Consider the following 20,846-nt stretch of genomic DNA (forward strand, 5'->3'; position numbering starts at 1 on the left):
GCGCCGTATCCATGAACGCACTCGCCGCGTACAACCGCGGCGCGACGGGTGCCGGCATCGGCATCGGCATCATCGACAGCGGCATCGATCTGGATTCGGCCGAGTTCACCGGCCGCATCGCCGCTGCCTCCACCGACGTCGCCAGCACCCGCACGGTCGATGACGAGGATGGCCACGGCACCGCGGTCGCCTTCACCGCCGCCGGCCGTCGCAATGGTACCGGCACGCACGGCGTCGCCTTCGATGCGTCGCTGATCGTGCTGCGCGCCGACCAGCCGGGAAGCTGCGCCACCCAGGACACAGGGACCGATTCGACCGGGTGCCAGTTCCCGACCAGCGCCATCGCCCGCGGCCTCGATGCCGCACGGAGCGCGGGTGCGCGGGTCGTCAACATTTCGCTGGGCGGCAGCTCGGCAATGCCGCCCGGCCTCGTCGCCGCGATCAACCGGGCCACCGCGGCGGGGATCGTGGTGGTCATCGCCTCCGGCAATGACGGCGCCAACGACCCCGACCTGTTCGCGCAGATCGCCAACGACAATGCGAATTCGCGCAATCAGGTGATCATCGCGGGTTCGGTCGGTGCCACCGGGACCATTTCGACCTTTACCAATCTTGCCGGCTCCAGCGCGCCGCATTTTCTGTCCGCGGTCGGCGAACAGGTGCGCGCGCCCGACGAGACCGGCACCCTGTTCCTCTGGTCGGGCACGTCCTTTGCCGCGCCGCAGATCTCCGGCGCCGTCGCGCTGCTCGCCCAGGCGTTTCCGAACCTGACGGGCGCGCAGATCGTCGACATTCTCTACCGGACCGCGCAGGATGCGGGCGCCGCCGGCATCGACGCCGTTTATGGCCGCGGCATCCTCAACCTGTCCGCCGCATTCCAGCCGGTCGGCGGCACCAGCGTGGCGGGAACGGCGGCGGCGGTTTCGTTCGGCAACAACGCCGTTCTGTCCGCCCCGATGGGCGACGCGCGCAGCGCCGGGCTCGGCGCGGTGATCCTCGACGGCTATGGTCGCGCCTTCGCCACCGATCTCGCCCACGGCATCAGCCGCGCCGCGCCCACCCCCGGCCTCGCTCCCGCGCTGCTGCACCGCGTTCGCGCGGTCGGCATGCAGGCCGGCGGCACCACCGTGTCGATGACGCTCGCGCCGCAAGGTCCGCGCGGCGACGTGCTGCTGCGTCCCAGCTACCTCACCGTCACCGACGCGCAGGGTGCCCGCGCCATCGCCGGCACCGTCACGCAGGCGCTCGGCCGTTCGCTGTCGTTCGGCTTCGGTTTCGGCAGCGGCGGCGGGGCGCTGACCGCCCAGCTCACCGGTCAGGCCGAACCCGCCTTCCTGATCGCGCCTGCCGGCTCGATGGGCTTCGACAGCGTCGCCCGTGGTACCGGTGCCATCCGCCAGACATGGCAGGGCCTGGGCATCACCGCCGCGATCGACAGCGGGCAGGTCCTCACCCGCCGCGATGCGCTCCGCCCCGTCGCCGACGGCTGGAACCGCAGCCGCTATGACCGCGCCGCGCTGACCCTCGACCGCCGCTTCGGCGATCTCCTGACGACCCTCACCGCCAGCCGCCTGATGGAAGGCGACACGCTGCTCGGCGCCCGTTTCGGGCCAGGGCTGGGCGGCATGGGCGCGACGAGCTGGTTCGCCGATGCCGCCGCGCGCTGGCGGCATGCGGATGGCTGGACGCTTGGCGCGACATGGCGTCAGGGCTGGACGCAGGCCAGCGCGCGCCATGGCCTTGCCGGCACCGCCCGCCTCCGCACCACCGCCTTCGCCGTCGACATCGGGAAGGCCGGCGTCTTCGGCCGCGACTCGCTCGGCCTGCGTGTCGCGCAGCCGCTGCGCGTCGCGCGCGGCGGCATCGACTATCGCCTGCCCACCGGCTGGGACTATGCCGGCGCGGGCGTATCCGCCTGGACCGTCCAGCGCCTGAATCTCGCCCCCACCGGCCGCGAGATCGACATGGAGGCGCGCTATACCCTGCCGCTGGGTCCCGGCGACCTTCACACCAACCTGTTCTGGCGCCGCGATCCCGGCAATATCGCCGCACTTCCCGATGATTACGGGCTCGCGCTGCGCTGGGCCTTCGGCCTTTGATAGCCGTTCTTTATTTGCGAGCGGCGGCCGCGCTTCCCATCTGCTGAGGCATGACCCGTCTTTCCCTGCTCGATCTGGTGCCTGTCGTCGAAGGTGGCACCGTGTCGCAATCGCTGGCCAATGCCGCCGACCTCGCCGCCCATGCCGAATCGCTCGGCTATCAACGCTATTGGGTGGCCGAACATCACGGCATGGAGGGCATCGCCTCGGCCGCGACCGCGGTGGTGATCGCCCATGTCGCCGCCGCCACCCGCACCATCCGCGTCGGCGCGGGCGGCATCATGCTGCCCAACCACGCCCCGCTCGTCATCGCCGAACAGTTCGGCACCCTTGACGCGCTCTTCCCCGGCCGCATCGACCTCGGCCTCGGCCGCGCCCCCGGCTCCGACCAGCGCGTCGCCCGCGCCATGCGCCGCACCCTCGACAGCGACCCCAACGCGTTCCCCCGCGACGTCCTCGAACTGCAAAGCTATTTCGCCGATGACGGCCAGACCGGCATCACCGCCACCCCCGGTGCCGGTGCCAGCCCGCAAATGTGGATCCTCGGCTCCAGCCTGTTCGGCGCGCAACTCGCCGCCGCGCTCGGCCTGCCTTATGCCTTTGCCTCGCATTTCGCGCCCGACGCGCTCGATCAGGCGCTTGGCGTCTATCGGCGCGAGTTCCGCCCTTCTGCGACGCTTGCCAGGCCCCATGCCATGGCCGGCTTCAACATCTTCGCCGCCGATACGGACGAAGAGGCCGAATATCTCGCCTCTTCGCAGCAACAGACGTTCATTGCCCTGCGCACGGGCAACCCGCGCCGCCTGCCGCCCCCCGTCGCCGGCTATCGCGACAGCCTGGGGCCGCAGGGTGCCGCCGTGCTGAACCAGGTCCTGTCCTGCTCCGCCACCGGCAGCCCCGCGACCGTCGCGCGTCAGCTTGCCGCCTTTGTCGAGCGCACACAGGTGGACGAGGTGATGGTGACCAGCGCGATCTACGACCATCAGGCGCGCAAGCGTTCGATCGCGATCGCCGCCGAGATCGCCCAGGATCTCGCCAAGGCGGCGTGATACACCGACCTGCCGGCGGGGCTCAGGCCGCCGCCGGCAGTCGCAGCCGCACCATCAACCCGCCCAGGTCCTCGCTTTCCTCCAAACTGACCGTGCCCTCGTAGATTTCCGCCACGTCGCGCACGATCGCCAGCCCTAGCCCGGTGCCCGGCTTGCCGCTGTCCAGCCGCACGCCACGATCGAAGATACGCAAGCGGTCCGCCTCCGCGATCCCCGCGCCATCGTCCTCGATCAGGAACTCGACATAGCCGGCCTCGGCCCCCACGGTCACGAACACGCTGCCGCCGCCATATTTCGCGGCATTCTCAATCAGGTTGCCGAGCAGCTCGTCCAGATCCTGCCGTTCGACATGCACCGCCAGGTCCTTCGGGCCCGTCACGTCGATGCGCACATGGCGATAAAGGCGCGCCACCGCACGTTCCACCGATTCCAGGCTAGGCCACACCTCCGCCCGGCTGTGCGCCGACCCGCGCCGCCCGACCGCGCGGGCCCGCGCCAGATGATGGTCCACCTGCCGCCGCATCGTCCGCGCCTCGCGCACCACCGTATCCGCCAGATCGTCGGCCTGCGCGGTCGCCGCGTTCATGATGACGGTCAGCGGCGTCTTCAGCGCATGGGCCAGATTGCCCGCGTGGCGCCGCGCCTCCTCCGCCTGCCGCTCATTATGTTCGATCAGCGCGTTCAATTCCTCGACCATCGGCGCCACTTCGCTGGGCATTTCCGACGAGATCCGGTTGGCCTGCCCGGCGCGCATCCGCGCAATCTCCTGCCGCACCCGGTGCAGCGGCCACAGCCCGTAAAAGGTCTGCAACCAGGCCAGCACCACCAGCCCCAGGCCGAGCAGCGCGAAACTGCGGACCAGCGTGCGGCGGAGCGACGCGATCTGCGCATCCAGCCCTTCCCGGCTCTGTGCGACCTGGAACCGCCAGCGAACGTCGGATCCCGGCAGTTTCACGTCGCGCTCGACGATCCTCAGCTTCTGATCGGGAAACTGGTTGCTGGTATAGGTATGGATGCCCTTGTCGTCATGCGGGGCGCCATAGGCCAGTTGCCGGTCCCACAGCGAGCGCGAGGGGAACACCTCCTTGCCCGGCGCCGAAATCTGCCAGTAAAGGCCTGAATAGGGCTCCAGAAACTGCGGATCGCCCACCAGATCGCGTCCGAAGATCACCTCGCCGTCCGGGCCGATCTCGGCCGCGACCAGCAGCGATTTCAGGATATATTGCAACTGGTTGTCGGTATTCTGCGTCACCGCGCTGGTCAGCACGCGGTCCAGCGCGAAGCCGCCGCCCGCCAGCAGCACCGAGATCCACGCCGCAGAGATCAGGATCATGCGGCGCGACAGCGATCCCGTGCGCCATTTCCGTTTGGGAGGGTCCGCGTCCGTCATGCGTGTCGGCCGTCCCGCCTCAGGCGGCGGCGCCCTCCGGATCTTCCAGGCTGTAGCCCAGCCCGCGGATCGTGGTGATCACGTCCTGGCCCAGCTTCTTGCGGATGCGCGTCACGAACACCTCGATCGTGTTCGAATCCCGGTCGAAATCCTGGTCGTAGATATGCTCGATCAATTCGGTGCGGCTCACCACCTTGCCCTTGTGGTGCAGGAGGTAGCTGAGCAGCTTATATTCCTGCGCGGTCAGCTTCACCGGCTCGCCCGCGCGCGTCACCTTGCCGCTGCGCGTGTCCAGCCGCACGTCGCCCGCGGTCAGCTCGGACGAGGCATTGCCCGACGCGCGGCGGATCAGCGCACGCAGCCGCGCGATCAGCTCCTCGGTCTGGAACGGCTTGGCGACATAATCGTCCGCCCCCGCATCCAGCCCGGCCACCTTGTCGGACCAGCTGTCGCGCGCGGTCAGCACCAGCACCGGGGTGGTCTTGCCCTCCTTGCGCCAGCGGTCCAGCACGGTCAGTCCGTCGATCTCGGGCAGGCCCAGGTCGAGGACGATCGCGTCATAGCTTTCGGTCGATCCTAGGAAATGGCCTTCCTCGCCGTCGGTTGCCAGATCGATGGCATAGCCGGCGCCCTCCAGCGTATTCTTCAACTGCTGGCCAAGATGGGGTTCGTCCTCGACGATCAGAACGCGCATCGATGTGGGTCTCCTTGGGAAATGGGGTCAGCGGTCGGTACGGCCGACGATCTGGCCGGATCGTGCATCGACCTCGACCCAGATCACCGTGCCGTTGCGCAGGAACTTCATCGTATAGATCGCCGCGCTCGCGTCGAAGTCGAAGCCGAGATATTGCGCGCCCTCCATCTGGGGCAGGACGCGTTTCTCGATCTCGGGCATGGGCAGGATGCGCCCCTGCTTGCGTGCCTGCAATGCCTTCATCTGGTCGCCCCGCCGCTGGTCCGGGGCCTGTGCCATCACCGGTGCCGTCAGTGCGGGGCTTGCGGCCAACAGTGCCAGGAGGACGGTCATCTTCATGGAGTTGGCATAGCCCGCATGCGTTGAACACCCTCTGAATGAGCGCGGGGGCAATGTCGGTGCCGGGGCGCGCCCGCAAAAGCGCATGACAACTTGCCCGGTTCCGGGCGGGCGCTTACGTGGCGGTGCATCATGGCAGCACCCGTTCTCTCGTTCGAAGACCTTGGCGTCATCCAGGGTTCCGGCTGGCTTTTCCGCCACCTCGACATCCATGTCGGCCAGCGCGACCGGCTCGCGCTGATCGGCCGCAACGGCGCGGGCAAGTCGACGCTGTTGAAGCTGATCGCCGGCATTCTCGATTCGGACGAGGGGCGCCGCACGCTCGTGCCGGGCACGCACGTCGTCTATCTCGAACAGGAACCGGACCTGACCGGCGTTCCCACGCTGCGCGATTACGTCCTGTCCGGCAACGACGCGCCCCAGCCCCATGAGGCCGAGGCGATCGCCGACCAGCTCGGCATCGACCTGTCGCGCGAATCGGCCACCGCCTCCGGGGGCGAGCGTCGCCGCGCCGCGATCGTGCGCGCGCTGGCGATGAACCCGGACGTGCTGCTGCTCGACGAGCCGACCAACCATCTCGATCTCGCCGCGATCGAATGGCTGGAGGACTGGCTGAAGCGCTTCACCGGCGCCTTTATCGTCATCAGCCACGATCGCACCTTTCTGACCCGCCTCACCCGCTCAACGCTGTGGCTCGACCGCGGCAATCTGCGCCGCAACGAGGTCGGCTTCGGCGGCTTTGACGCCTGGACCGAGGCGGTCTATGCCGAGGAGACCCGCGCCGCCGAGAAGCTCGACGCCAAGCTGAAGATCGAGGAGCACTGGCTCCACCGCGGCGTCACCGCCCGACGCAAGCGCAACCAGGGCCGCCTCGAAAAGCTGCACCAGATGCGCGCCACCCGCGCCGCGATGATCGGGCCGCAGGGGGCCGCCAAGCTCGGCATCGCGTCGGACGACGTGAAGACCAAGGAGGTCATCAAGGCCGAGCATGTCACCAAGCGTTATGGCGACCGCACCGTCATCAAGGATTTCAGCCTGAAGGTGACGCGCGGCGACCGCATCGGCATCGTCGGCGCGAACGGCGCCGGCAAGACGACGCTGCTCCGCCTGCTCACCGGCGAGATCCAGCCCGACGAGGGCGAGGTGAAGCTGGCCAGGACGCTGGACGGCGTCATCATCGACCAGCAACGCCGCCTGATGGCGCCCGAAAAGCGCGTGCGCGAGGTGCTGGCGGACGGCGGCGACTGGATCGACGTGCGCGGGGTGCGCAAGCACGTCCACGGCTATCTCAAGGAATTCCTGTTCGACCCCAGCCTGGCCGAGGCGCGGATCGGCACGCTGTCCGGCGGCGAACGCTCCCGCCTGCTGCTCGCGCGCGAGTTCGCCCGCGAATCCAACCTGCTGGTGCTCGACGAGCCGACCAACGACCTCGACCTCGAAACGCTTGATCTGCTGCAGGAGGTGATCGGCGACTATGACGGCACCGTGCTGATCGTCAGCCACGACCGCGACTTTCTGGATCGCACCGTCACCGTGACGCTGGGCCTCGACGGCTCGGGCACAATCGACGTCGTCGCCGGCGGCTATGAGGACTGGGTCGCCAAGCGCAAGCCGCGCACCGAGGGCAAGAAGGCTGCCGCCAAGGCCATATCGGCCCCCGCCGCCCCGGTACAGGCGCGTACCAAGCTCAGCTACAAGGACCAGCGCGACTACGACCTGCTGCCCGGCCGGATCGAGGAGATCGAGGCCGGCATCGCCCGCGACGAGGCCAGGCTCGCCGATCCCGACTTCTACGCCAAGGACCCCGCCGGCTTCGCCCGCCTGTCTGCCGCGATCGGCAAGGCCAGAGAAGAAAAGGACGAAGCCGAGATGCGCTGGCTGGAACTGGCCGAGCAGGTGGAGGCGCTGGGCTGATCGGCCCGGCGCCACCCGTCTCTACCCGCGTCCGCCCCTACCCCCCAAACTTCCGTTCGTGCTGAGCGAAGTCGAAGCACAGCCGCAACCCCTCCAATCCCACCCCGTTCGTCTCGAGTAGCCGTCGAGTAGCGGCAAAGCCGCGTATCGAGACGGTGTATCGAGAGACAGCCGCAAAAGCCGCTCCCCCTAAACCGCCCGCCCCTCGCGCCCCGCGAGATCCACCACATATTGCCACGCCACGCGCCCCGACCGGCTACCCCGCCGCGTCGCCCAGTTCACCGCCTCCGCCCCGTCGAACGGCAAAGCGAACCGCGCGGCATAGGCGCGCACGATCGCCAGATAACCGTCCTGGTCCAGCACATGGAACCCGAGGCTGAGTCCGAAGCGATCCGACAGCGCCAGCTGGTCGTCCACCACGTCGCGCGGGTTGATCGCACTGTCCTGCTCGCTCAGGTCGCGCGACACCAGATGCCGCCGGTTCGCCGTCACCAGCAGGCGGACATTGGCGGGCCGCGCCTCGGTCCCGCCATCCAGCAGCGAGCGCAGCACGCGTGCCTCGCCCGGCTCGTCAAAGCCGAGATCGTCCAGGAACAGCGCAAAGGCGCGGTTCTGCCCACCCAGCCGGTCGAACAGCCGCGGCAGGCTGGCAAGGGCGTCCACCGCGACCAGCGCCAGCGGCCCGCCTGCGGCCTGCACCGCGCCCACTGCGCTCTTCACCAGAGCCGACTTGCCCGTCCCGCGTGCGCCCCACAGCAGCACGTCCTGCGCCGCATGCCCCGCCGCCAGCCGCTCCAGATTCGCCAGCAGCGCCGCCTTTTGCCGCTCCACGCCCAGCATCAGGTCGAGCGGCAGGGGATCGAAGGCGCGCGCCGCGCTCAGCGCGCCGTCCCGCCACAGATAGGCCGGATGCGCCAGCAGGTCGGCATCGGGCGCCGGCGGTGGAGACAGCCGCTCCAGCGCGGCGGCGATACGGTCCAGGGGATCGATCATCCCCGCCTCCTAGCGGGCTGCGGCGGCCCCGCCAATCTCTGCCCGGTGCGCCCGGATCGCCGCGTCCCCCGGCGCCAGCGCGACCGCCTTGTCGAGCAACTGCCGCGCGCCGTTCCTGTCCCCCGCCGCGATCAGGGCGACGCCGTAAGCGTCCGTCACCGCCGCGCTCATCGGCGCCAGTGCATAGGCCGCACGGCCATAGATCCGCGCCACCGCCCCTTCGCCGATCAGGGCATAAGCCCTTGCCAGATCGGCCAAAAGTCCCGCTTCGCGATCTCCTGCCGCCGCCCGCACCCCCTCCAGCGTCTCGATCGCCGCCCCGACCTCACCCCCGCCCAGCTGCCAGGCCCCCAAAATGCGCGCCCCGACAATGCTTTGCGGGTTTTGCGACAGGTACAGGGCAAGCGTCGCGGCGGCGTCGCGGGGACGGTTTAAACGACCATAGGCATCGAGCAGGCGCAGCAAGGCCGGTTCGTCGAAGCTCAGATCGGCCGCGCGTCCATAGGCGGCGACCGCCTCGGCATAGCGGCCCGATGCCGCCAGCGTATCCCCGTAGGCGAGTTGCGCCGCGGGGGCGCCGGGTGCCGCGGCCACCAATGCCCGCGCCTGCGCGACCGCCTGCGACAGGTTGCCGCCGCTCGCCAGGCCACGGATCACGCCCAGCGCATAGGTGGGATCACCCGCCGCGCGCGAGGCCTCCGCCTGCAATGCCCCGAGCGCATCGGCACTCTGGAAGATGGTCGACGGGCCACGCTGACCGGATGCCGCCCGGTCCAGCAGTTGCGCCGCCTGCGCCTGCTGGCCCAGCGCCGCGCTGGCACGCGACGCCAGCCGCAGGGCATAGCCATCGGCGTCGCCGCGCAGCACGATCGGCCTGATCACGTCCAGCGCGCCCGCCGCGTCGCCCGAGCGCAACAGCGCGTTCGCCAACAGGCGTCGCGCGGTGACGTTCATCGGCTGCGCGGCGACCAGCCGGCGCCAGATGCCCGCGGCCTGCTCGTCCTGCCGGTCGGCAAAGGCGAGCGCCCCGTCCAGCAGCATCACGCCGGGCGTGTTGCCGATGACCCCGCCGGTCAGTTGCAGCAACCGCCGCGCCAACACCCGGTTGCCGGCCCGCGCCGCGATCACGGCTTGCAGGTAATAGGCCTGTTGGCTGCCCGGCCGCGACACCAGCGCGCGCCGCGTTGCAGCGACGGCATCGGTCGCCCGCCCGGCATCGCCAAGCGTGCCGGCATATTCGATCAAGGCGGGATGGTAATAGGCATCCGAACGCAGTGCCGCCTCGAACCACGGCAATGCCGCGACCAGACCGTAGCGGCTGCGCACCACCTCGCCTTGCAGGGTCAGCGCCGCCGGGTCACGCGGCGCCATACGCACCGCCTGCGCCGCCGCCGCCGCGGCTCCGCCGACCTCGCCCGCGCTCAGCCGGATACGCCCAAGATCGGCCCAGGCCGCCGCATCGCCCGGTGATCGAGAGAGGAGATCGACCAGTTCCGCCTGTGCGGCGGCACCCTGCCCCTTGGCGGCCAGGGCGCGTGCGCGAACCCGCAAGGCATAATCGGCATAAGCCGGCTCGGCCTGCGCGACATGCGCCAGGGCGACATCGGGATCGCCTTGCAACAGGCTGGCGGCGGCGCGTAGTTGATGCAGGCGCCCGTTCGGAAAACCGACCGCGACCGCCCGGTCCAGCGCCGCCTCGGCAGCCGCGCCTTCGCTAAGGTCGATCAGCGTCCGGGCCAGTACCGCCTGCACGATGCCCGCCTGCGGTGCCGCACGCGCCGCGGCCTGCGCATCGGCATAGGCGGCATGGATGTTGCCCCGCTCCAGCGCGGCCAGCGAACGCGCAAACAGTTGATCCGCCGACGGGGGGGCCGGTCGCAGCGCCAGCGACACCACACCGCCCAGCACGACAAGGGCCGCGACCAGCACGATGCCGAGACGCAACCGGGGGCCGGGGCGCCAGGCACGACGCCCTCCCAGCGCCCGGCGGCGGCCACGCAACAGCGGATAGCGGGATGGACGGGGTTCGCTCATGGCTCTGCGCGCCGTCGTACATCGGCGCCCCGCGCACGGCTATACACAGGCGTGACCGTCATCCCGGTCAGCGTGCGCCCGAGGGCCACAGGATCACGCGCAGCGTCTGCAACAGGATCAGCGCGTCCAGAAACGGCGAATAATTCTTGGCGTAATACAGGTCATATTCCAACTTGTGCCGCGCATCCTCGATCGACGCGCCGTAAGGATAGTTGATCTGCGCCCAGCCGGTAATACCCGGCTTCACCATATGCCGCTCGGCATAGAAGGGCAGTTCGCGTTCCAGTTCGCTTACAAAGGAAGGGCGTTCGGGCCGGGGACCGACGAAACTCATCTCGCCCTTCAACACGGTCCAGGTCTGCGGCAGTTCGTCGATCCGCACCTTGCGGATGAAGCGCCCGATCCGGGTGATCCGCGGATCATCCTTCTCGGCCCAGACCGCCTGACCGCCCATTTCGGCATCCTGGCGCATCGAACGCAGCTTCAGGATATGAAAGGGCTGATTGTACAGTCCGATACGCTGTTGCCGGTACAGGGCGGGGCCTTTCGACTCCAGCTTGATCGCGATCGCGGCCAGCAGCATCACCGGCAACGTCACCGCCAGCAGGATCAGGCTGACGACGACATCGAACACGCGCTTGACGACGCCGGACACCATCCGGCCGCTGGCAAAGCCGTCCGAGAAGATCAGCCAGCTGTGGCTCACCGTCTTCAGGTCGATGCGTCCCGTTTCGCGCTCCAGGAAGCTCGATATCTCGCTGACCCGCACGCCCGTCGTCCGCACCCGCAACAGATCCTTGAACGGCAGGGCGTTGCGCCGTTCCTCCAGGGCCAGCACGACCTCGCCGGCATTCCGGTCCATTACATGCGCGGCCAGATTGGGAATGGTGTCCCGCGGCGTGGTGCGGTGGAGTACCGGATTGGGCTCCCCCATGGCGATCACGTCGGCGACGACGAAGCGGGCGCCCGGCTGTTCGGCCAGCACCGTCAACTGCGCCGCGCGCGCGCCCGCGCCCAGCACGATCACGCGCCGCTTGAACAGGTCGCCGCCCAGCGTCCGGCCCAGCAGCGCCCGCACCATCACCAGCGTCGGGATGGCGAGCATCATCGCGTAGAACAGGTTCGACCGCCAGAAACTGAGCGAAGGCAGGAAGAAGAAGATCAGCGACAACAGGATCACGCCCAGCGACACGGCCACCGACAGCCGCGCCGCGGCGAACCGCAGCGACAGGAAGGAGGCCGCGCCGTAAGCCCCGACGGCGACCAGCGCGACCTGCAACGGTATCGCGAAGCTGGCCAACTGGAACAGCCGGGTCGACAAGGGCTCCACCGCCATGCCGATCTGCCGCGCACGGATGATCCAACCCAATTCCGCGCACAGAACGAGCAGCAGGAAGTCGATGCATCCGAGCAACAGCACGACGTGCGACACGTAATGTTTGAACAGCCGAACCATCACGCTCCCATGTCACGCCGCCGGATGATGTTCGCCCAACGGGGTGCCGGTCCGACCCATTTGGCAATCAACAGGATTTTTGCATATATTCGACAACGAAGCGTGAAGATGGGCGTTGAGCGCTATTGACGATATAAAAGCGCCCGCGATCTGCGGCGCGCCGTCGAAAGGGAAAAGATGCAAAGCATGATCGTTCCGGTGATCCTGTCCGGCGGGTCGGGCACGCGCCTATGGCCGATGTCCAAGCCGGAGATGCCCAAGCAATTGCTGCCGCTGACCGCGGACGACACCATGCTTCAGCTCACCGCCAAGCGTGCGCAAGGCGACCGTTATGCCGCGCCGATCGTGGTGGCGGGTGCGCGTCACGCCAGCCTGGTCGAGGATCAGTTGACGGCTGCGGGCGCACCGCCCCAGGCGCTGATCCTGGAGCCGATGGCGCGCAACACCGCGCCGGCGATCGCCCTCGCCGCCCTGGCCGCACGGCCGGAGGATGCGCTGCTCGTCATGCCGTCCGACCACGTCATCGCCGATGTCGACGCCTTCCACCGCGCGATCGACGCCGCGCTCCCGCTGGTGGCCAATGGATGGCTCGTCACCTTCGGCATCACCCCGGACTCGCCGGAAACCGGCTATGGCTGGATCCAGGTCGGCGATGCGATCGGCACCGGCGTCCACAAGGTCGCCCGCTTCGTCGAGAAGCCCCGGCGCGAGCGGGCCGAGGCGATGCTGGCTTCGGGCGACCATGTCTGGAACGGCGGCATCTTCCTGTTCCGCGCCGACATGTATCTCCAGGCGCTTGCCCAGCACGCCCCCGAAATGCTGGTGTCCGCCGAAAAGGCGATGGGGTCGGCGCTGCGCGAGGGAACACGCATCCATCCCAATGCGGAGGCTTTTGCCACCTGCCCGTCCGACTCGATCGACTATGCGGTCATGGAAAAGGCCGAGCGGGTCGCGGTGGTGCCCGTCACCATGGGCTGGAACGACGTCGGCAGCTGGGACGCGCTTCACGCGATCAGCGACCTGGACGGCTTCGGCAACGCGCATCGCGGCCAGGTGATTGCGGTCGATACCAAGGACTGCCTGATCCGCACCGACCGGGTGCGCGTCGCGGCGATCGGCGTCTCCGACCTGATCGTGGTGGCCAGCGGCGACGATATCCTGATCCTGCCGCGCGGACGCAGCCAGGAGGTCAAGCGCCTGTTGGAAGCCATGAAGCGCTAGGTTTTTCCAAGCGGACATCCGCAACAAGAAAGGGGCCGGAGGAACGATCCTCCGGCCCCTTTTCCGTTCGGCTGGCGCCTGCAACATCCCCGACCGGCCGGAGCCGGCCGGGGACATTTCGGACTTAGAAGTCCATGCCGCCCATGCCGCCGCCGGGCATACCGGCCGGCATTGCGGGCTTGTCTTCCGGCAGCTCGGACACGGTGGCTTCCGTGGTGATGAGCAGGCCGGCGACCGAGGCCGCGTTCTGGAGGGCGGTGCGCACGACCTTGGTCGGGTCGATCACGCCGGCTGCAACCAGGTTCTCGTACGTGTCGGTCGCCGCGTTGAAGCCGATCGTCGTGTCGTTGCCGTCGAGCAGCTTGCCCGAGACCACGGCGCCGTCCTGGCCGGCATTCTGCGCGATCTGGCGAACCAGCGACGTCAGCGACTTGCGAACGATGTCGATGCCGCGGGTCTGGTCGTCATTCTCGCCGGTCACGCCTTCCAGCGCCTTCGATGCGTACAGCAGCGCCGTACCACCGCCGGGGACGATGCCCTCTTCGACGGCCGCGCGGGTCGCGTGCAGCGCGTCGTCGACGCGGTCCTTGCGCTCCTTCACCTCGACCTCGGTCGCACCACCGACCTTGATCACGGCAACGCCGCCGGCGAGCTTGGCGAGACGCTCCTGGAGCTTCTCGCGGTCATAGTCGCTGGTGGTGTTCTCGATCTGCGCACGGATCGCCTCGGTGCGGCCCTTGATCGCGTCGGCTTCACCGGCCCCATCGACGATGGTGGTGTTGTCCTTGTCGATCGTGACGCGCTTGGCGGTGCCCAGCATGCCGACGGTGACGCTCTCGAGCTTGATGCCCAGATCTTCCGAGATCAGCTCGCCAGCCGTCAGGATCGCGATATCTTCCAGCATCGCCTTGCGACGATCGCCGAAGCCCGGTGCCTTGACCGCTGCAACCTTCAGGCCGCCGCGCAGCTTGTTGACGACGAGCGTGGCGAGCGCCTCGCCCTCGATGTCCTCGGCGATGATGAGCAGCGGACGACCCGACTGCACGACCGCTTCCAGGATTGGGAGCATCGCCTGCAGGTTCGACAGCTTCTTCTCGTGGATCAGGATGTACGGGTCGTTCAGCTCGACCGTCATCTTCTCCGGGTTGGTGATGAAGTAGGGCGACAGATAGCCGCGGTCGAACTGCATGCCCTCGACGACGTCCAGCTCGAACTCGAGGCCCTTGGCCTCTTCGACGGTGATGACGCCTTCCTTGCCGACCTTTTCCATGGCCTCGGCGATCTTCTCGCCGACTTCACGGTCGCCATTGGCCGAGATGATGCCGACCTGCGCCACTTCCGACGAGCCCGACACGGGCTTCGAGCGGGCCTGCACGTCCTCGACGACCTTGGTCACCGCCAGGTCGATACCGCGCTTCAGGTCCATCGGGTTCATGCCCGCGGCCACCGACTTCATGCCCTCGCGCACGATCGCCTGTGCGAGAACGGTCGCGGTGGTGGTGCCGTCGCCGGCAATGTCGTTGGTCTTCGAGGCCACTTCGCGCACCATCTGCGCGCCCATGTTCTCGAACTTGTCCTTGAGCTCGATTTCCTTGGCGACGCTGACGCCGTCCTTGGTGATCCGCGGTGCACCGAAGCTCTTGTCGATCACGACGTTGCGGCCCTTCGGCCCCAGCGTGACCTTGACTGCATCGGCGAGGATGTCGACGCCGCGCAGGATGCGCTCGCGCGCGTCGCGGCCGAATTTCACGTCCTTGGCTGCCATGTGGCTACCCTTTCAGATGTGTGTAAACAGAAGTGGAAGCGTGGCCAGGTTTAGCCGACGATCCCCAGAATGTCCGATTCCTTCATGATCAGAAGGTCTTCGCCATTCACCTTGACCTCGGTGCCCGACCACTTGCCGAACAGGATGCGGTCGCCGGCCTTGACGTCCAGCGGCGTCACCTTGCCGTCCTCGGCCTTGATCCCGGTGCCGGCAGCGACGACTTCGCCTTCCTGCGGCTTTTCCTTGGCGGTGTCGGGGATGATGATTCCACCGGCCGTCTTCTCCTCCGCCTCGACACGGCGGACGAGGACGCGGTCATGCAACGGACGAAAGTTCATCGCGGATGTCCCTCTTTTAAGTACGTGTGACACTTTTTTGGCACTCGGCGAATGCGAGTGCCAACGCGCCGGATATGTGGCGGGGGTCCTGATGCGTCAACGGGCCGGGCCGGAAAAAATTGCGGGCGGGGGCCGGCCGTGCGGAACCAGCGGCAATTGCCGTTTTCATGGGCTTCATGCCGCCGCGCATTCTGTATTGGAAGGCTAATACAGGCCATTTACGCGCGCGCTCCGCTGTTCTAGCGTCCCGCGCATGACCGACGCTCGCGCCGCTTCGCCACTCGACCAGGATTTCAGCCGATCGCCCAGCGGGGCACCATCCAGGCGCCGACGCGGCGGCTGGCGACTGGTGCGAGGCGCATGGAAATTGCTGGTCGGGATCAAGGACATGCTGGTCCTGATCGCCATGCTGATCTTTTTCGGCCTATTGTTCGCCGCACTCAATGCCCGGCCGGGTACCAAGGCGATCAAGCCCGGCGCGCTGCTCCTCAACCTGCGCGGCTCGATCGTCGAACAGCCCGAGGAGATGGACCCCTTCTCGATGCTGTCGGGGCAGGACATGCCCCGCCAGTACCGCCTGCGCGATGTGGTGCGCGCGATCGACACGGCGCGCGGCGATGACCGGGTCAAGGCGCTGGTGCTCGATCTGGACGGCTTTTCCGGCGGTTATCCGGCGGTGATCCAAGAGGTTGCCGACGCGATGGGCCGCTTCCGCGCCACCGGAAAGCCGGTCCTGACCTATGCCACCGGCTATACCGACAGCGATTATCGCCTGGCCGCGCAGGCCAGCGAGATCTGGATGAACCCGATGGGTGGCACGCTGTTCACCGGGCCGGGCGGCAACCAACTTTATTACAAGGGGCTGATCGACAAGCTCGGGGTGACGACGCACGTCTACCGCGTCGGCCGCTACAAGTCCTTTGTTGAACCCTATACCCGCGCCGACCAGAGCCCCGATGCGCGCGCCGCCAGCCAGGCGCTGTACGGCTCCCTGTTCGCCCAGTGGCGCGAATCGATCGCCAAGGCGCGTCCCAAGGCGCAGGTCGCCCGCTTCCTTGCCCAGCCCGACCAACTGGTGCTGGCCGCCAATGGCGACACCGCCCGCGCGAACCTGGGCGCCGGCATCGTCGACAAGCTGGGTGACCGGATCGCCTTTGGCCGCCGCGTCGCGCAGATCGCCGGCGTCGCCAATGATCGCCCGCTCGGCAGCTTCAACACGGTCGGCTACGACGCATGGGTGCGCGCCAACCCGCTGCCCACCGCCGGCGACGCCATCGGCGTGCTGACCGTCGCCGGCGAGATCGTCGACGGCAAGGGCGGCCCCGGCACCGCGGCCGGCGACACGATCAGCAAGGCAATGCTCGACGGTCTCGCCAAGAAGAAGCTGAAGGCGCTGGTCGTGCGGGTCGATTCGCCCGGCGGCTCGGCGCTGGCCTCCGAACAGATCCGCCTGGCCGTCCTTGAAGCCAAGAAGCGCGGCCTGCCCGTGGCCATCTCGATGGGCGGCCTTGCCGCGTCGGGCGGCTACTGGGTTTCCACCGCGGGCGATCGCATCTTTGCCGAACCGGGCACGATCACCGGATCGATCGGCATCTTCGGCCTGATCCCGACATTCGAGAACACGCTGGCCAAGATCGGCATCACCAGCGACGGCGTGAAGACCACCCCCCTGTCCGGTCAGCCCGACATATTGGGCGGCACGACGCCGATGCTCGACACCATCCTGCAGGCGGGCATCGAAAACGGCTATCGCCAGTTCATCGGCCGCGTCGCCGCCGCCCGCCGGATGACGCCCGCACGCGTCGACGAAATCGCGCAGGGTCGCGTCTGGGATGGCGGCACCGCCCACCAGTTGCGCCTGGTCGACCAGTTCGGCAACCTGTCGGACGCCATCGCCTGGGCTGCGCGTCAGGCCAAGCTCGATCCGGCCAAGGTCCATGCCGAATATCTGGAAAAGGAACCGGGCTTCGCGGCGAAGCTGGCGGACAGCTTCGGCGGTGACGATGGCGACGACACGGCGGGACCCGCCGGCGACATCTTCGCGCGCGTCGCCGCCGACCGCCGCGCGACGCTCGCCCGCGCGCTGGGCGACGTGGCACGACTGACCCGCGGCGGCTCGATCCAGGCGCGCTGCCTGGAATGCGGCGGCTTCGGTGCGACCGCATCGGCGTCCGACACGCGCCTGCTCGACCTGATCCTGGCGCGGATCGGTCTGTGATCGGGGTTCGCGCCGCCCGTCCGGACGATGCCGCGGCGATCGCGGCGATCTACGCTCCCCATGTGCTGGCGGGCGTGGTGTCGTTCGAAACCGAGGCGCCGGTTGCGGCGGTCATGCAGGATCGCATGACGGCGTCCGGTGGCCTGTATCCCTGGATGGTCGCCACCGTCAGCGAGGGCGCCGGCGATGCGGACGAACGCGTGCTGGGCTATGCCTATGCCGCGCAATTCTCCCCGCGTGAGGCCTATCGCTGGGCGGTGGAAACCACGATCTACGTCGCCGACGGGGCACAGCGCCAGGGACTGGGCCGGCTGCTCTACCAGGCGCTGGTCGCCACGCTGCGCAAGCAGGGCTTTACCCAGGCGATCGGGCGTATCGCGCTTCCCAACGATCGCTCGATCACGCTGCACGAGGCGGTCGGCTTTCGCCGGGCCGGCGTGTTCCGCGAGATCGGCTACAAGCATGGCCGCTGGATCGATGTCGGCTATTGGCAGTGCGAACTGGCGGATGCCGCTGTACCCCCGGCCGAGCCGCACCGCTTTGCCGAGGTCGGCGTGATTCGCGGCTGACGCTCAGCGCTGTCCGCGATAGGCGGGCAGCGCCAGATGGAAATGGATCGCCACCGCGCGCAGCGCAAAGCCGGCGGTGGCCGCCACCGGCGCGGCAAGTCCGACCGGCATCCCCGATGCCACCAGCACCACGAAGCTAGCCGACGACAGCGCCGCCGCGGTGACATATAATTCGGGCCGCATCAGGATCGACGGCTCGCCGGCCAGCACGTCGCGGATGATGCCGCCGACACATGCCGTCACCACCCCCATCACCACGGCCGGAATGGGTGGAACCCCGTATTTCAATGCCTTGGCCGCGCCATATACCGCATAGGCCGCCAGTCCGATCGCGTCGAACCACGCAAGGGCCGCCCCCCGCCACCACCGCTCCGGCGTCACCCACACCACCAGCGCCGCCGACAGGCAGACTGCCGCCGCACGCGCATCATGGATCCAGAACACCGGCGCCCCGATCAACAGGTCGCGCACCGTGCCGCCCCCCACCCCGGTAATCAGCGCAAAGAACGCCAGCGTCACCATGGTCTGCGCCCGCTTTGCCGCCGCCAGCGCCCCCGAGATGGCAAACACCGCCAACCCGGCCAGATCGAGCCACGGCGCCGCAACGGGCAGAATTTCAACAGACGGCATCATCGCTTTTCCGGCTTTAGCGGCATGCGCCCGGATCATGAACAGCTTGTTGTTCTCCGTTCATGCAACCCCCGTTATCCGGGGCACGTTACGCCAGCAGATCAAGATTCTAAGGGAGTATATTCGATGCGTAAGTTGATGCTCGCACTGGGCTGCACCGCGATGGTCGTGCCGACGGTCGTCCTGCCGGTTTCCGCCGCCGATGCGCAGCGCCGCGGCAAGTATCGGGAATGGCGCGACGACCGCGGCCGTGTCCGCTGCCGCAAGCCGGATGGCACCACGGGCCTCGTCGTTGGCGGCGTGGCCGGTGCGCTGCTCGGCCGCACCATCGACACCCGCGGCGACCGTACGCTCGGCACCCTGGGCGGTGCTGCCGCCGGCGCACTGGCCGGCCGCGCGATCGATCGCGGCTCCAGCTCGCGCCGCTGCCGCTAAAAGCACATCTACCCTGAACCGGCGGGCGCCGCGATCGTTGGATCGCGGCGCCCGTTTCATTTCAGGAGAATGGACATATGACCACCCGCTCGGCTTCGGCCCGCTACGAAGGACTTGGCAAGGACGGCAAGGGACAGGTTTCGCTCGGTTCCGGCCTGCTCTCCAACAGCCCTTACGGCTTCAACACCCGGTTCGAGGATTCACCCGGCACCAATCCGGAGGAACTGATCGCCGCGGCGCATGCCAGCTGCTTCACCATGGCGCTCAGCTTCGCGCTGGCCGGCGAGGGCCATTCGGTCGGCACGCTGGAGACCACGGCAAAGGTGACGCTGGTCAAGGACGGCGACGGCTTCACGATCAGCAAGTCCGCGCTTGCGCTCACCGCACGTGTCGAAGGCATCGAGGAAGACGAGTTCAAGAGGATCGCCGACGGCGCCAAGAAGAACTGCCCGGTGTCCAAGGTCCTGAATGCCGAGATCACGCTCGACATCACGCTGACCGAAGCCTGAACAAGACGTAGTTTCCGGTTCACGCAACCTGGCATAGATGGGACGGGTTCTTCATCCCACCTATGCCAAAGGGAGTGTAACCATGCGTACCACCGTCCTTTTTGCCGCTCTGGCCATGACCACGATAGGCGCCGTGCCCGCCGCTGCGCAGAATACGCGCTGGCAGGCGGACCGCGAATATCGTCAGGAAGTGCGAGAGGCGCAGCGCGATTATCGCCGTGACATGCGCCGCGCCGACAGCCGCCGCGACGTGCGCGAGGCCCGGCGCGACTATCGCCGCGACATCCGCGACGCGCGCCAGGATCATCGCCGCGACGTGCGCAACATCAATCGCTGGCGCAACTATGACTATAACCGCTTCGAACCCGGTCAGCGCGGCTACTACGCCGAGCGTTATTACCGGGACGGGCGCTATTACCAGCCGCGCCGGCTCGGTCGCAACGACCGCATCTATCGCGGCTACAACGGCCGCTATTACTGCCGCCGCAACGATGGCACCACGGGGCTGATCGTCGGCGCGCTCGGTGGCGGCGTGCTCGGCAACCTGATCGGCAATGGCCGGTCCAGCCTGCTCGGCACGCTGATCGGTGCCGGCGGTGGCGCGCTGCTCGGCCGGGAGATCGATCGCGGTCAGGTTTCCTGCCGCTGACAAGCACGGGGCCGGCAGCACCGCCGGCCCCCATTCCTCAGATGATGCCGCCGCCCAGCATCAGGCGCAGCGCGAAGATCACGATCAGCACCAGGTTCAGGTTGCGCCCCGAATTGCGCGACGACAGCGCACCGATGCCGGCGCCGACGATGGCGATCGGGATGACGAACCAGTATCCCCACGCCATGAATGGCAGGAACGGCACGATGCCCAGCACCAGTGCGACGAGGCCGATCAGGATCGAGACTATGTTCAGCATGGTCCCGATTATGGTCCCTGCCCCATCATGGCACAAGCGCCGCGCGTCCCGTTAACCCGCCCGCGACCGGTTGATGCTACCACCGGCATCATGATCCGCCCGCTCCTCCTGGCCTCGCTGGCCGCGCTCTCGCTCTCCGCCTGCAACCGCAGTGCACCGACGACGCAGAATGACCTCGACCAGCTGGACCGCGAACTGACCCAGGCCAATGGCGACGACCCCGCCCGCGATCCGGCGCTGACCGCCGCCCTGCGCGACCAGATCATGGTCGATCCGGCGCTTGCC

The 20,846-nt window shown here is 68.1% G+C and carries 19 protein-coding genes and 1 pseudogene; 10 read left to right on the forward strand and 10 right to left on the reverse strand.

What is annotated here, in order from left to right; all coding sequences use genetic code 11:
* Positions 1-2,099, forward strand: a 2,099-nt coding sequence (locus tag OXR08_RS17150; RefSeq protein WP_267351717.1) for a S8 family peptidase, incomplete at its 5' end; no start/stop codon positions are given.
* Between the two features lie 50 nt (positions 2,100-2,149).
* A complete protein-coding gene (locus tag OXR08_RS17155) occupies positions 2,150-3,148 on the forward strand; it encodes an LLM class flavin-dependent oxidoreductase (RefSeq protein ID WP_267351718.1) in 999 nt (332 codons plus the stop codon).
* A 22-nt stretch (positions 3,149-3,170) separates the two neighbouring features.
* Here the strand turns inward: OXR08_RS17155 and OXR08_RS17160 are convergent, their stop codons facing one another.
* The 3 genes from OXR08_RS17160 to OXR08_RS17170 are packed head-to-tail and all read right to left on the reverse strand — an operon-like array spanning position 3,171 to position 5,565.
* Complete coding sequence (locus OXR08_RS17160; protein ID WP_267351720.1) at positions 3,171-4,538, reverse strand: HAMP domain-containing sensor histidine kinase; 1,368 nt, start codon at positions 4,536-4,538, stop codon at positions 3,171-3,173.
* Positions 4,539-4,557: 19 nt separating this feature from the next.
* Positions 4,558-5,232 carry a response regulator transcription factor gene (locus OXR08_RS17165; protein ID WP_112381310.1) on the reverse strand — a complete coding sequence of 225 codons (675 nt, stop codon included), beginning with the start codon at positions 5,230-5,232 and terminating at the stop codon, positions 4,558-4,560.
* A gap of 27 nt (positions 5,233-5,259) precedes the next feature.
* Positions 5,260-5,565, reverse strand: coding sequence for a hypothetical protein (locus tag OXR08_RS17170; RefSeq protein WP_346731918.1), 306 nt, complete (start codon positions 5,563-5,565; stop codon positions 5,260-5,262).
* 138 nt (positions 5,566-5,703) lie between these two features.
* Between OXR08_RS17170 and OXR08_RS17175 the strand changes: the two genes are divergently transcribed.
* Positions 5,704-7,485 (forward strand): ABC-F family ATP-binding cassette domain-containing protein, encoded by a 1,782-nt coding sequence (locus tag OXR08_RS17175; protein WP_267351724.1) that lies wholly within the window; start codon positions 5,704-5,706, stop codon positions 7,483-7,485.
* 189 nt (positions 7,486-7,674) lie between these two features.
* Here OXR08_RS17175 and OXR08_RS17180 read toward each other — a convergent pair whose 3' ends face one another.
* The 3 genes from OXR08_RS17180 to OXR08_RS17190 form a co-directional block, all read right to left on the reverse strand.
* A complete protein-coding gene (locus OXR08_RS17180; protein WP_267351726.1) occupies positions 7,675-8,478 on the reverse strand; it encodes an ATP-binding protein in 804 nt (267 codons plus the stop codon).
* A gap of 9 nt (positions 8,479-8,487) precedes the next feature.
* On the reverse strand, positions 8,488-10,512 hold the full coding sequence (locus OXR08_RS17185) for a tetratricopeptide repeat protein (RefSeq protein WP_267351728.1): 2,025 nt from the start codon (positions 10,510-10,512) through the stop codon (positions 8,488-8,490).
* A 67-nt stretch (positions 10,513-10,579) separates the two neighbouring features.
* The gene (locus OXR08_RS17190; RefSeq protein WP_267351730.1) at positions 10,580-11,968 is read right to left on the reverse strand and encodes a TIGR03013 family XrtA/PEP-CTERM system glycosyltransferase; all 1,389 of its coding nucleotides are present in this window, start codon (positions 11,966-11,968) and stop codon (positions 10,580-10,582) included.
* A 177-nt stretch (positions 11,969-12,145) separates the two neighbouring features.
* Between OXR08_RS17190 and OXR08_RS17195 the strand changes: the two genes are divergently transcribed.
* Positions 12,146-13,189: a mannose-1-phosphate guanylyltransferase/mannose-6-phosphate isomerase gene (locus tag OXR08_RS17195; protein ID WP_267351732.1), complete on the forward strand. Its 1,044-nt coding sequence runs from the start codon at positions 12,146-12,148 to the stop codon at positions 13,187-13,189.
* A 124-nt stretch (positions 13,190-13,313) separates the two neighbouring features.
* On the opposite strand, the gene groL is transcribed toward OXR08_RS17195, so the two are convergent.
* Both groL and groES read right to left on the reverse strand, forming a co-directional pair.
* Complete coding sequence (gene groL, locus OXR08_RS17200; RefSeq protein ID WP_112381317.1) at positions 13,314-14,954, reverse strand: chaperonin GroEL; 1,641 nt, start codon at positions 14,952-14,954, stop codon at positions 13,314-13,316.
* A 50-nt stretch (positions 14,955-15,004) separates the two neighbouring features.
* Positions 15,005-15,292: a co-chaperone GroES gene (groES, locus tag OXR08_RS17205; protein ID WP_112381318.1), complete on the reverse strand. Its 288-nt coding sequence runs from the start codon at positions 15,290-15,292 to the stop codon at positions 15,005-15,007.
* A gap of 388 nt (positions 15,293-15,680) precedes the next feature.
* Here groES and sppA point away from each other — a divergent pair, with 388 nt between their 5' ends.
* Positions 15,681-17,510: a signal peptide peptidase SppA gene (gene sppA, locus OXR08_RS17210; RefSeq protein WP_267351740.1), complete on the forward strand. Its 1,830-nt coding sequence runs from the start codon at positions 15,681-15,683 to the stop codon at positions 17,508-17,510.
* The gene (locus tag OXR08_RS17215; RefSeq protein ID WP_267351735.1) at positions 17,507-18,079 is read left to right on the forward strand and encodes a GNAT family N-acetyltransferase; all 573 of its coding nucleotides are present in this window, start codon (positions 17,507-17,509) and stop codon (positions 18,077-18,079) included. Before sppA ends, OXR08_RS17215 begins: the two co-directional genes overlap by 4 nt.
* Before the next feature lie 3 nt (positions 18,080-18,082).
* Here the strand turns inward: OXR08_RS17215 and OXR08_RS17220 are convergent, their stop codons facing one another.
* Positions 18,083-18,712: a trimeric intracellular cation channel family protein gene (locus OXR08_RS17220; RefSeq protein ID WP_112381321.1), complete on the reverse strand. Its 630-nt coding sequence runs from the start codon at positions 18,710-18,712 to the stop codon at positions 18,083-18,085.
* Between the two features lie 123 nt (positions 18,713-18,835).
* Here OXR08_RS17220 and OXR08_RS17225 point away from each other — a divergent pair, with 123 nt between their 5' ends.
* From OXR08_RS17225 to OXR08_RS17235, 3 genes are all read left to right on the forward strand, one after another.
* Positions 18,836-19,144 carry a glycine zipper 2TM domain-containing protein gene (locus tag OXR08_RS17225; protein WP_235903844.1) on the forward strand — a complete coding sequence of 103 codons (309 nt, stop codon included), beginning with the start codon at positions 18,836-18,838 and terminating at the stop codon, positions 19,142-19,144.
* Between the two features lie 77 nt (positions 19,145-19,221).
* Positions 19,222-19,653 carry an OsmC family protein gene (locus OXR08_RS17230; RefSeq protein WP_112381323.1) on the forward strand — a complete coding sequence of 144 codons (432 nt, stop codon included), beginning with the start codon at positions 19,222-19,224 and terminating at the stop codon, positions 19,651-19,653.
* 82 nt (positions 19,654-19,735) lie between these two features.
* Positions 19,736-20,302, forward strand: a complete 567-nt coding sequence (locus tag OXR08_RS17235) for a glycine zipper 2TM domain-containing protein (RefSeq protein ID WP_112381324.1) — start codon at positions 19,736-19,738, stop codon at positions 20,300-20,302.
* A 37-nt stretch (positions 20,303-20,339) separates the two neighbouring features.
* Here the strand turns inward: OXR08_RS17235 and OXR08_RS17240 are convergent, their stop codons facing one another.
* Complete coding sequence (locus OXR08_RS17240) at positions 20,340-20,561, reverse strand: hypothetical protein (RefSeq protein ID WP_112381325.1); 222 nt, start codon at positions 20,559-20,561, stop codon at positions 20,340-20,342.
* A 90-nt stretch (positions 20,562-20,651) separates the two neighbouring features.
* Here OXR08_RS17240 and OXR08_RS17245 point away from each other — a divergent pair.
* Positions 20,652-20,846 (forward strand): annotated as a pseudogene (locus OXR08_RS17245) (hypothetical protein); the annotation flags it as partial.

This window comes from Sphingomonas sp. GM_Shp_2 (genome assembly GCF_026540875.1).
Lineage (GTDB): Bacteria > Pseudomonadota > Alphaproteobacteria > Sphingomonadales > Sphingomonadaceae > Sphingomonas > Sphingomonas carotinifaciens.

Excerpts from the sequence above, each read along its gene's own strand:
- OXR08_RS17155 (WP_267351718.1), top strand. The coding sequence starts at position 2,150 with ATGACCCGTCTTTCCCTGCTCGATCTGGTGCCTGTCGTCGAAGGTGGC.
- OXR08_RS17160 (WP_267351720.1), bottom strand. The coding sequence starts at position 4,538 with ATGACGGACGCGGACCCTCCCAAACGGAAATGGCGCACGGGATCGCTG.
- OXR08_RS17165 (WP_112381310.1), bottom strand. The coding sequence starts at position 5,232 with ATGCGCGTTCTGATCGTCGAGGACGAACCCCATCTTGGCCAGCAGTTG.
- OXR08_RS17170 (WP_346731918.1), bottom strand. The coding sequence starts at position 5,565 with ATGACCGTCCTCCTGGCACTGTTGGCCGCAAGCCCCGCACTGACGGCA.
- OXR08_RS17175 (WP_267351724.1), top strand. The coding sequence starts at position 5,704 with ATGGCAGCACCCGTTCTCTCGTTCGAAGACCTTGGCGTCATCCAGGGT.
- OXR08_RS17180 (WP_267351726.1), bottom strand. The coding sequence starts at position 8,478 with ATGATCGATCCCCTGGACCGTATCGCCGCCGCGCTGGAGCGGCTGTCT.
- OXR08_RS17185 (WP_267351728.1), bottom strand. The coding sequence starts at position 10,512 with ATGAGCGAACCCCGTCCATCCCGCTATCCGCTGTTGCGTGGCCGCCGC.
- OXR08_RS17190 (WP_267351730.1), bottom strand. The coding sequence starts at position 11,968 with ATGGTTCGGCTGTTCAAACATTACGTGTCGCACGTCGTGCTGTTGCTC.
- OXR08_RS17195 (WP_267351732.1), top strand. The coding sequence starts at position 12,146 with ATGCAAAGCATGATCGTTCCGGTGATCCTGTCCGGCGGGTCGGGCACG.
- groL (WP_112381317.1), bottom strand. The coding sequence starts at position 14,954 with ATGGCAGCCAAGGACGTGAAATTCGGCCGCGACGCGCGCGAGCGCATC.
- groES (WP_112381318.1), bottom strand. The coding sequence starts at position 15,292 with ATGAACTTTCGTCCGTTGCATGACCGCGTCCTCGTCCGCCGTGTCGAG.
- sppA (WP_267351740.1), top strand. The coding sequence starts at position 15,681 with ATGCTGGTCCTGATCGCCATGCTGATCTTTTTCGGCCTATTGTTCGCC.
- OXR08_RS17220 (WP_112381321.1), bottom strand. The coding sequence starts at position 18,712 with ATGATGCCGTCTGTTGAAATTCTGCCCGTTGCGGCGCCGTGGCTCGAT.
- OXR08_RS17225 (WP_235903844.1), top strand. The coding sequence starts at position 18,836 with ATGCGTAAGTTGATGCTCGCACTGGGCTGCACCGCGATGGTCGTGCCG.
- OXR08_RS17230 (WP_112381323.1), top strand. The coding sequence starts at position 19,222 with ATGACCACCCGCTCGGCTTCGGCCCGCTACGAAGGACTTGGCAAGGAC.
- OXR08_RS17235 (WP_112381324.1), top strand. The coding sequence starts at position 19,736 with ATGCGTACCACCGTCCTTTTTGCCGCTCTGGCCATGACCACGATAGGC.
- OXR08_RS17240 (WP_112381325.1), bottom strand. The coding sequence starts at position 20,561 with ATGCTGAACATAGTCTCGATCCTGATCGGCCTCGTCGCACTGGTGCTG.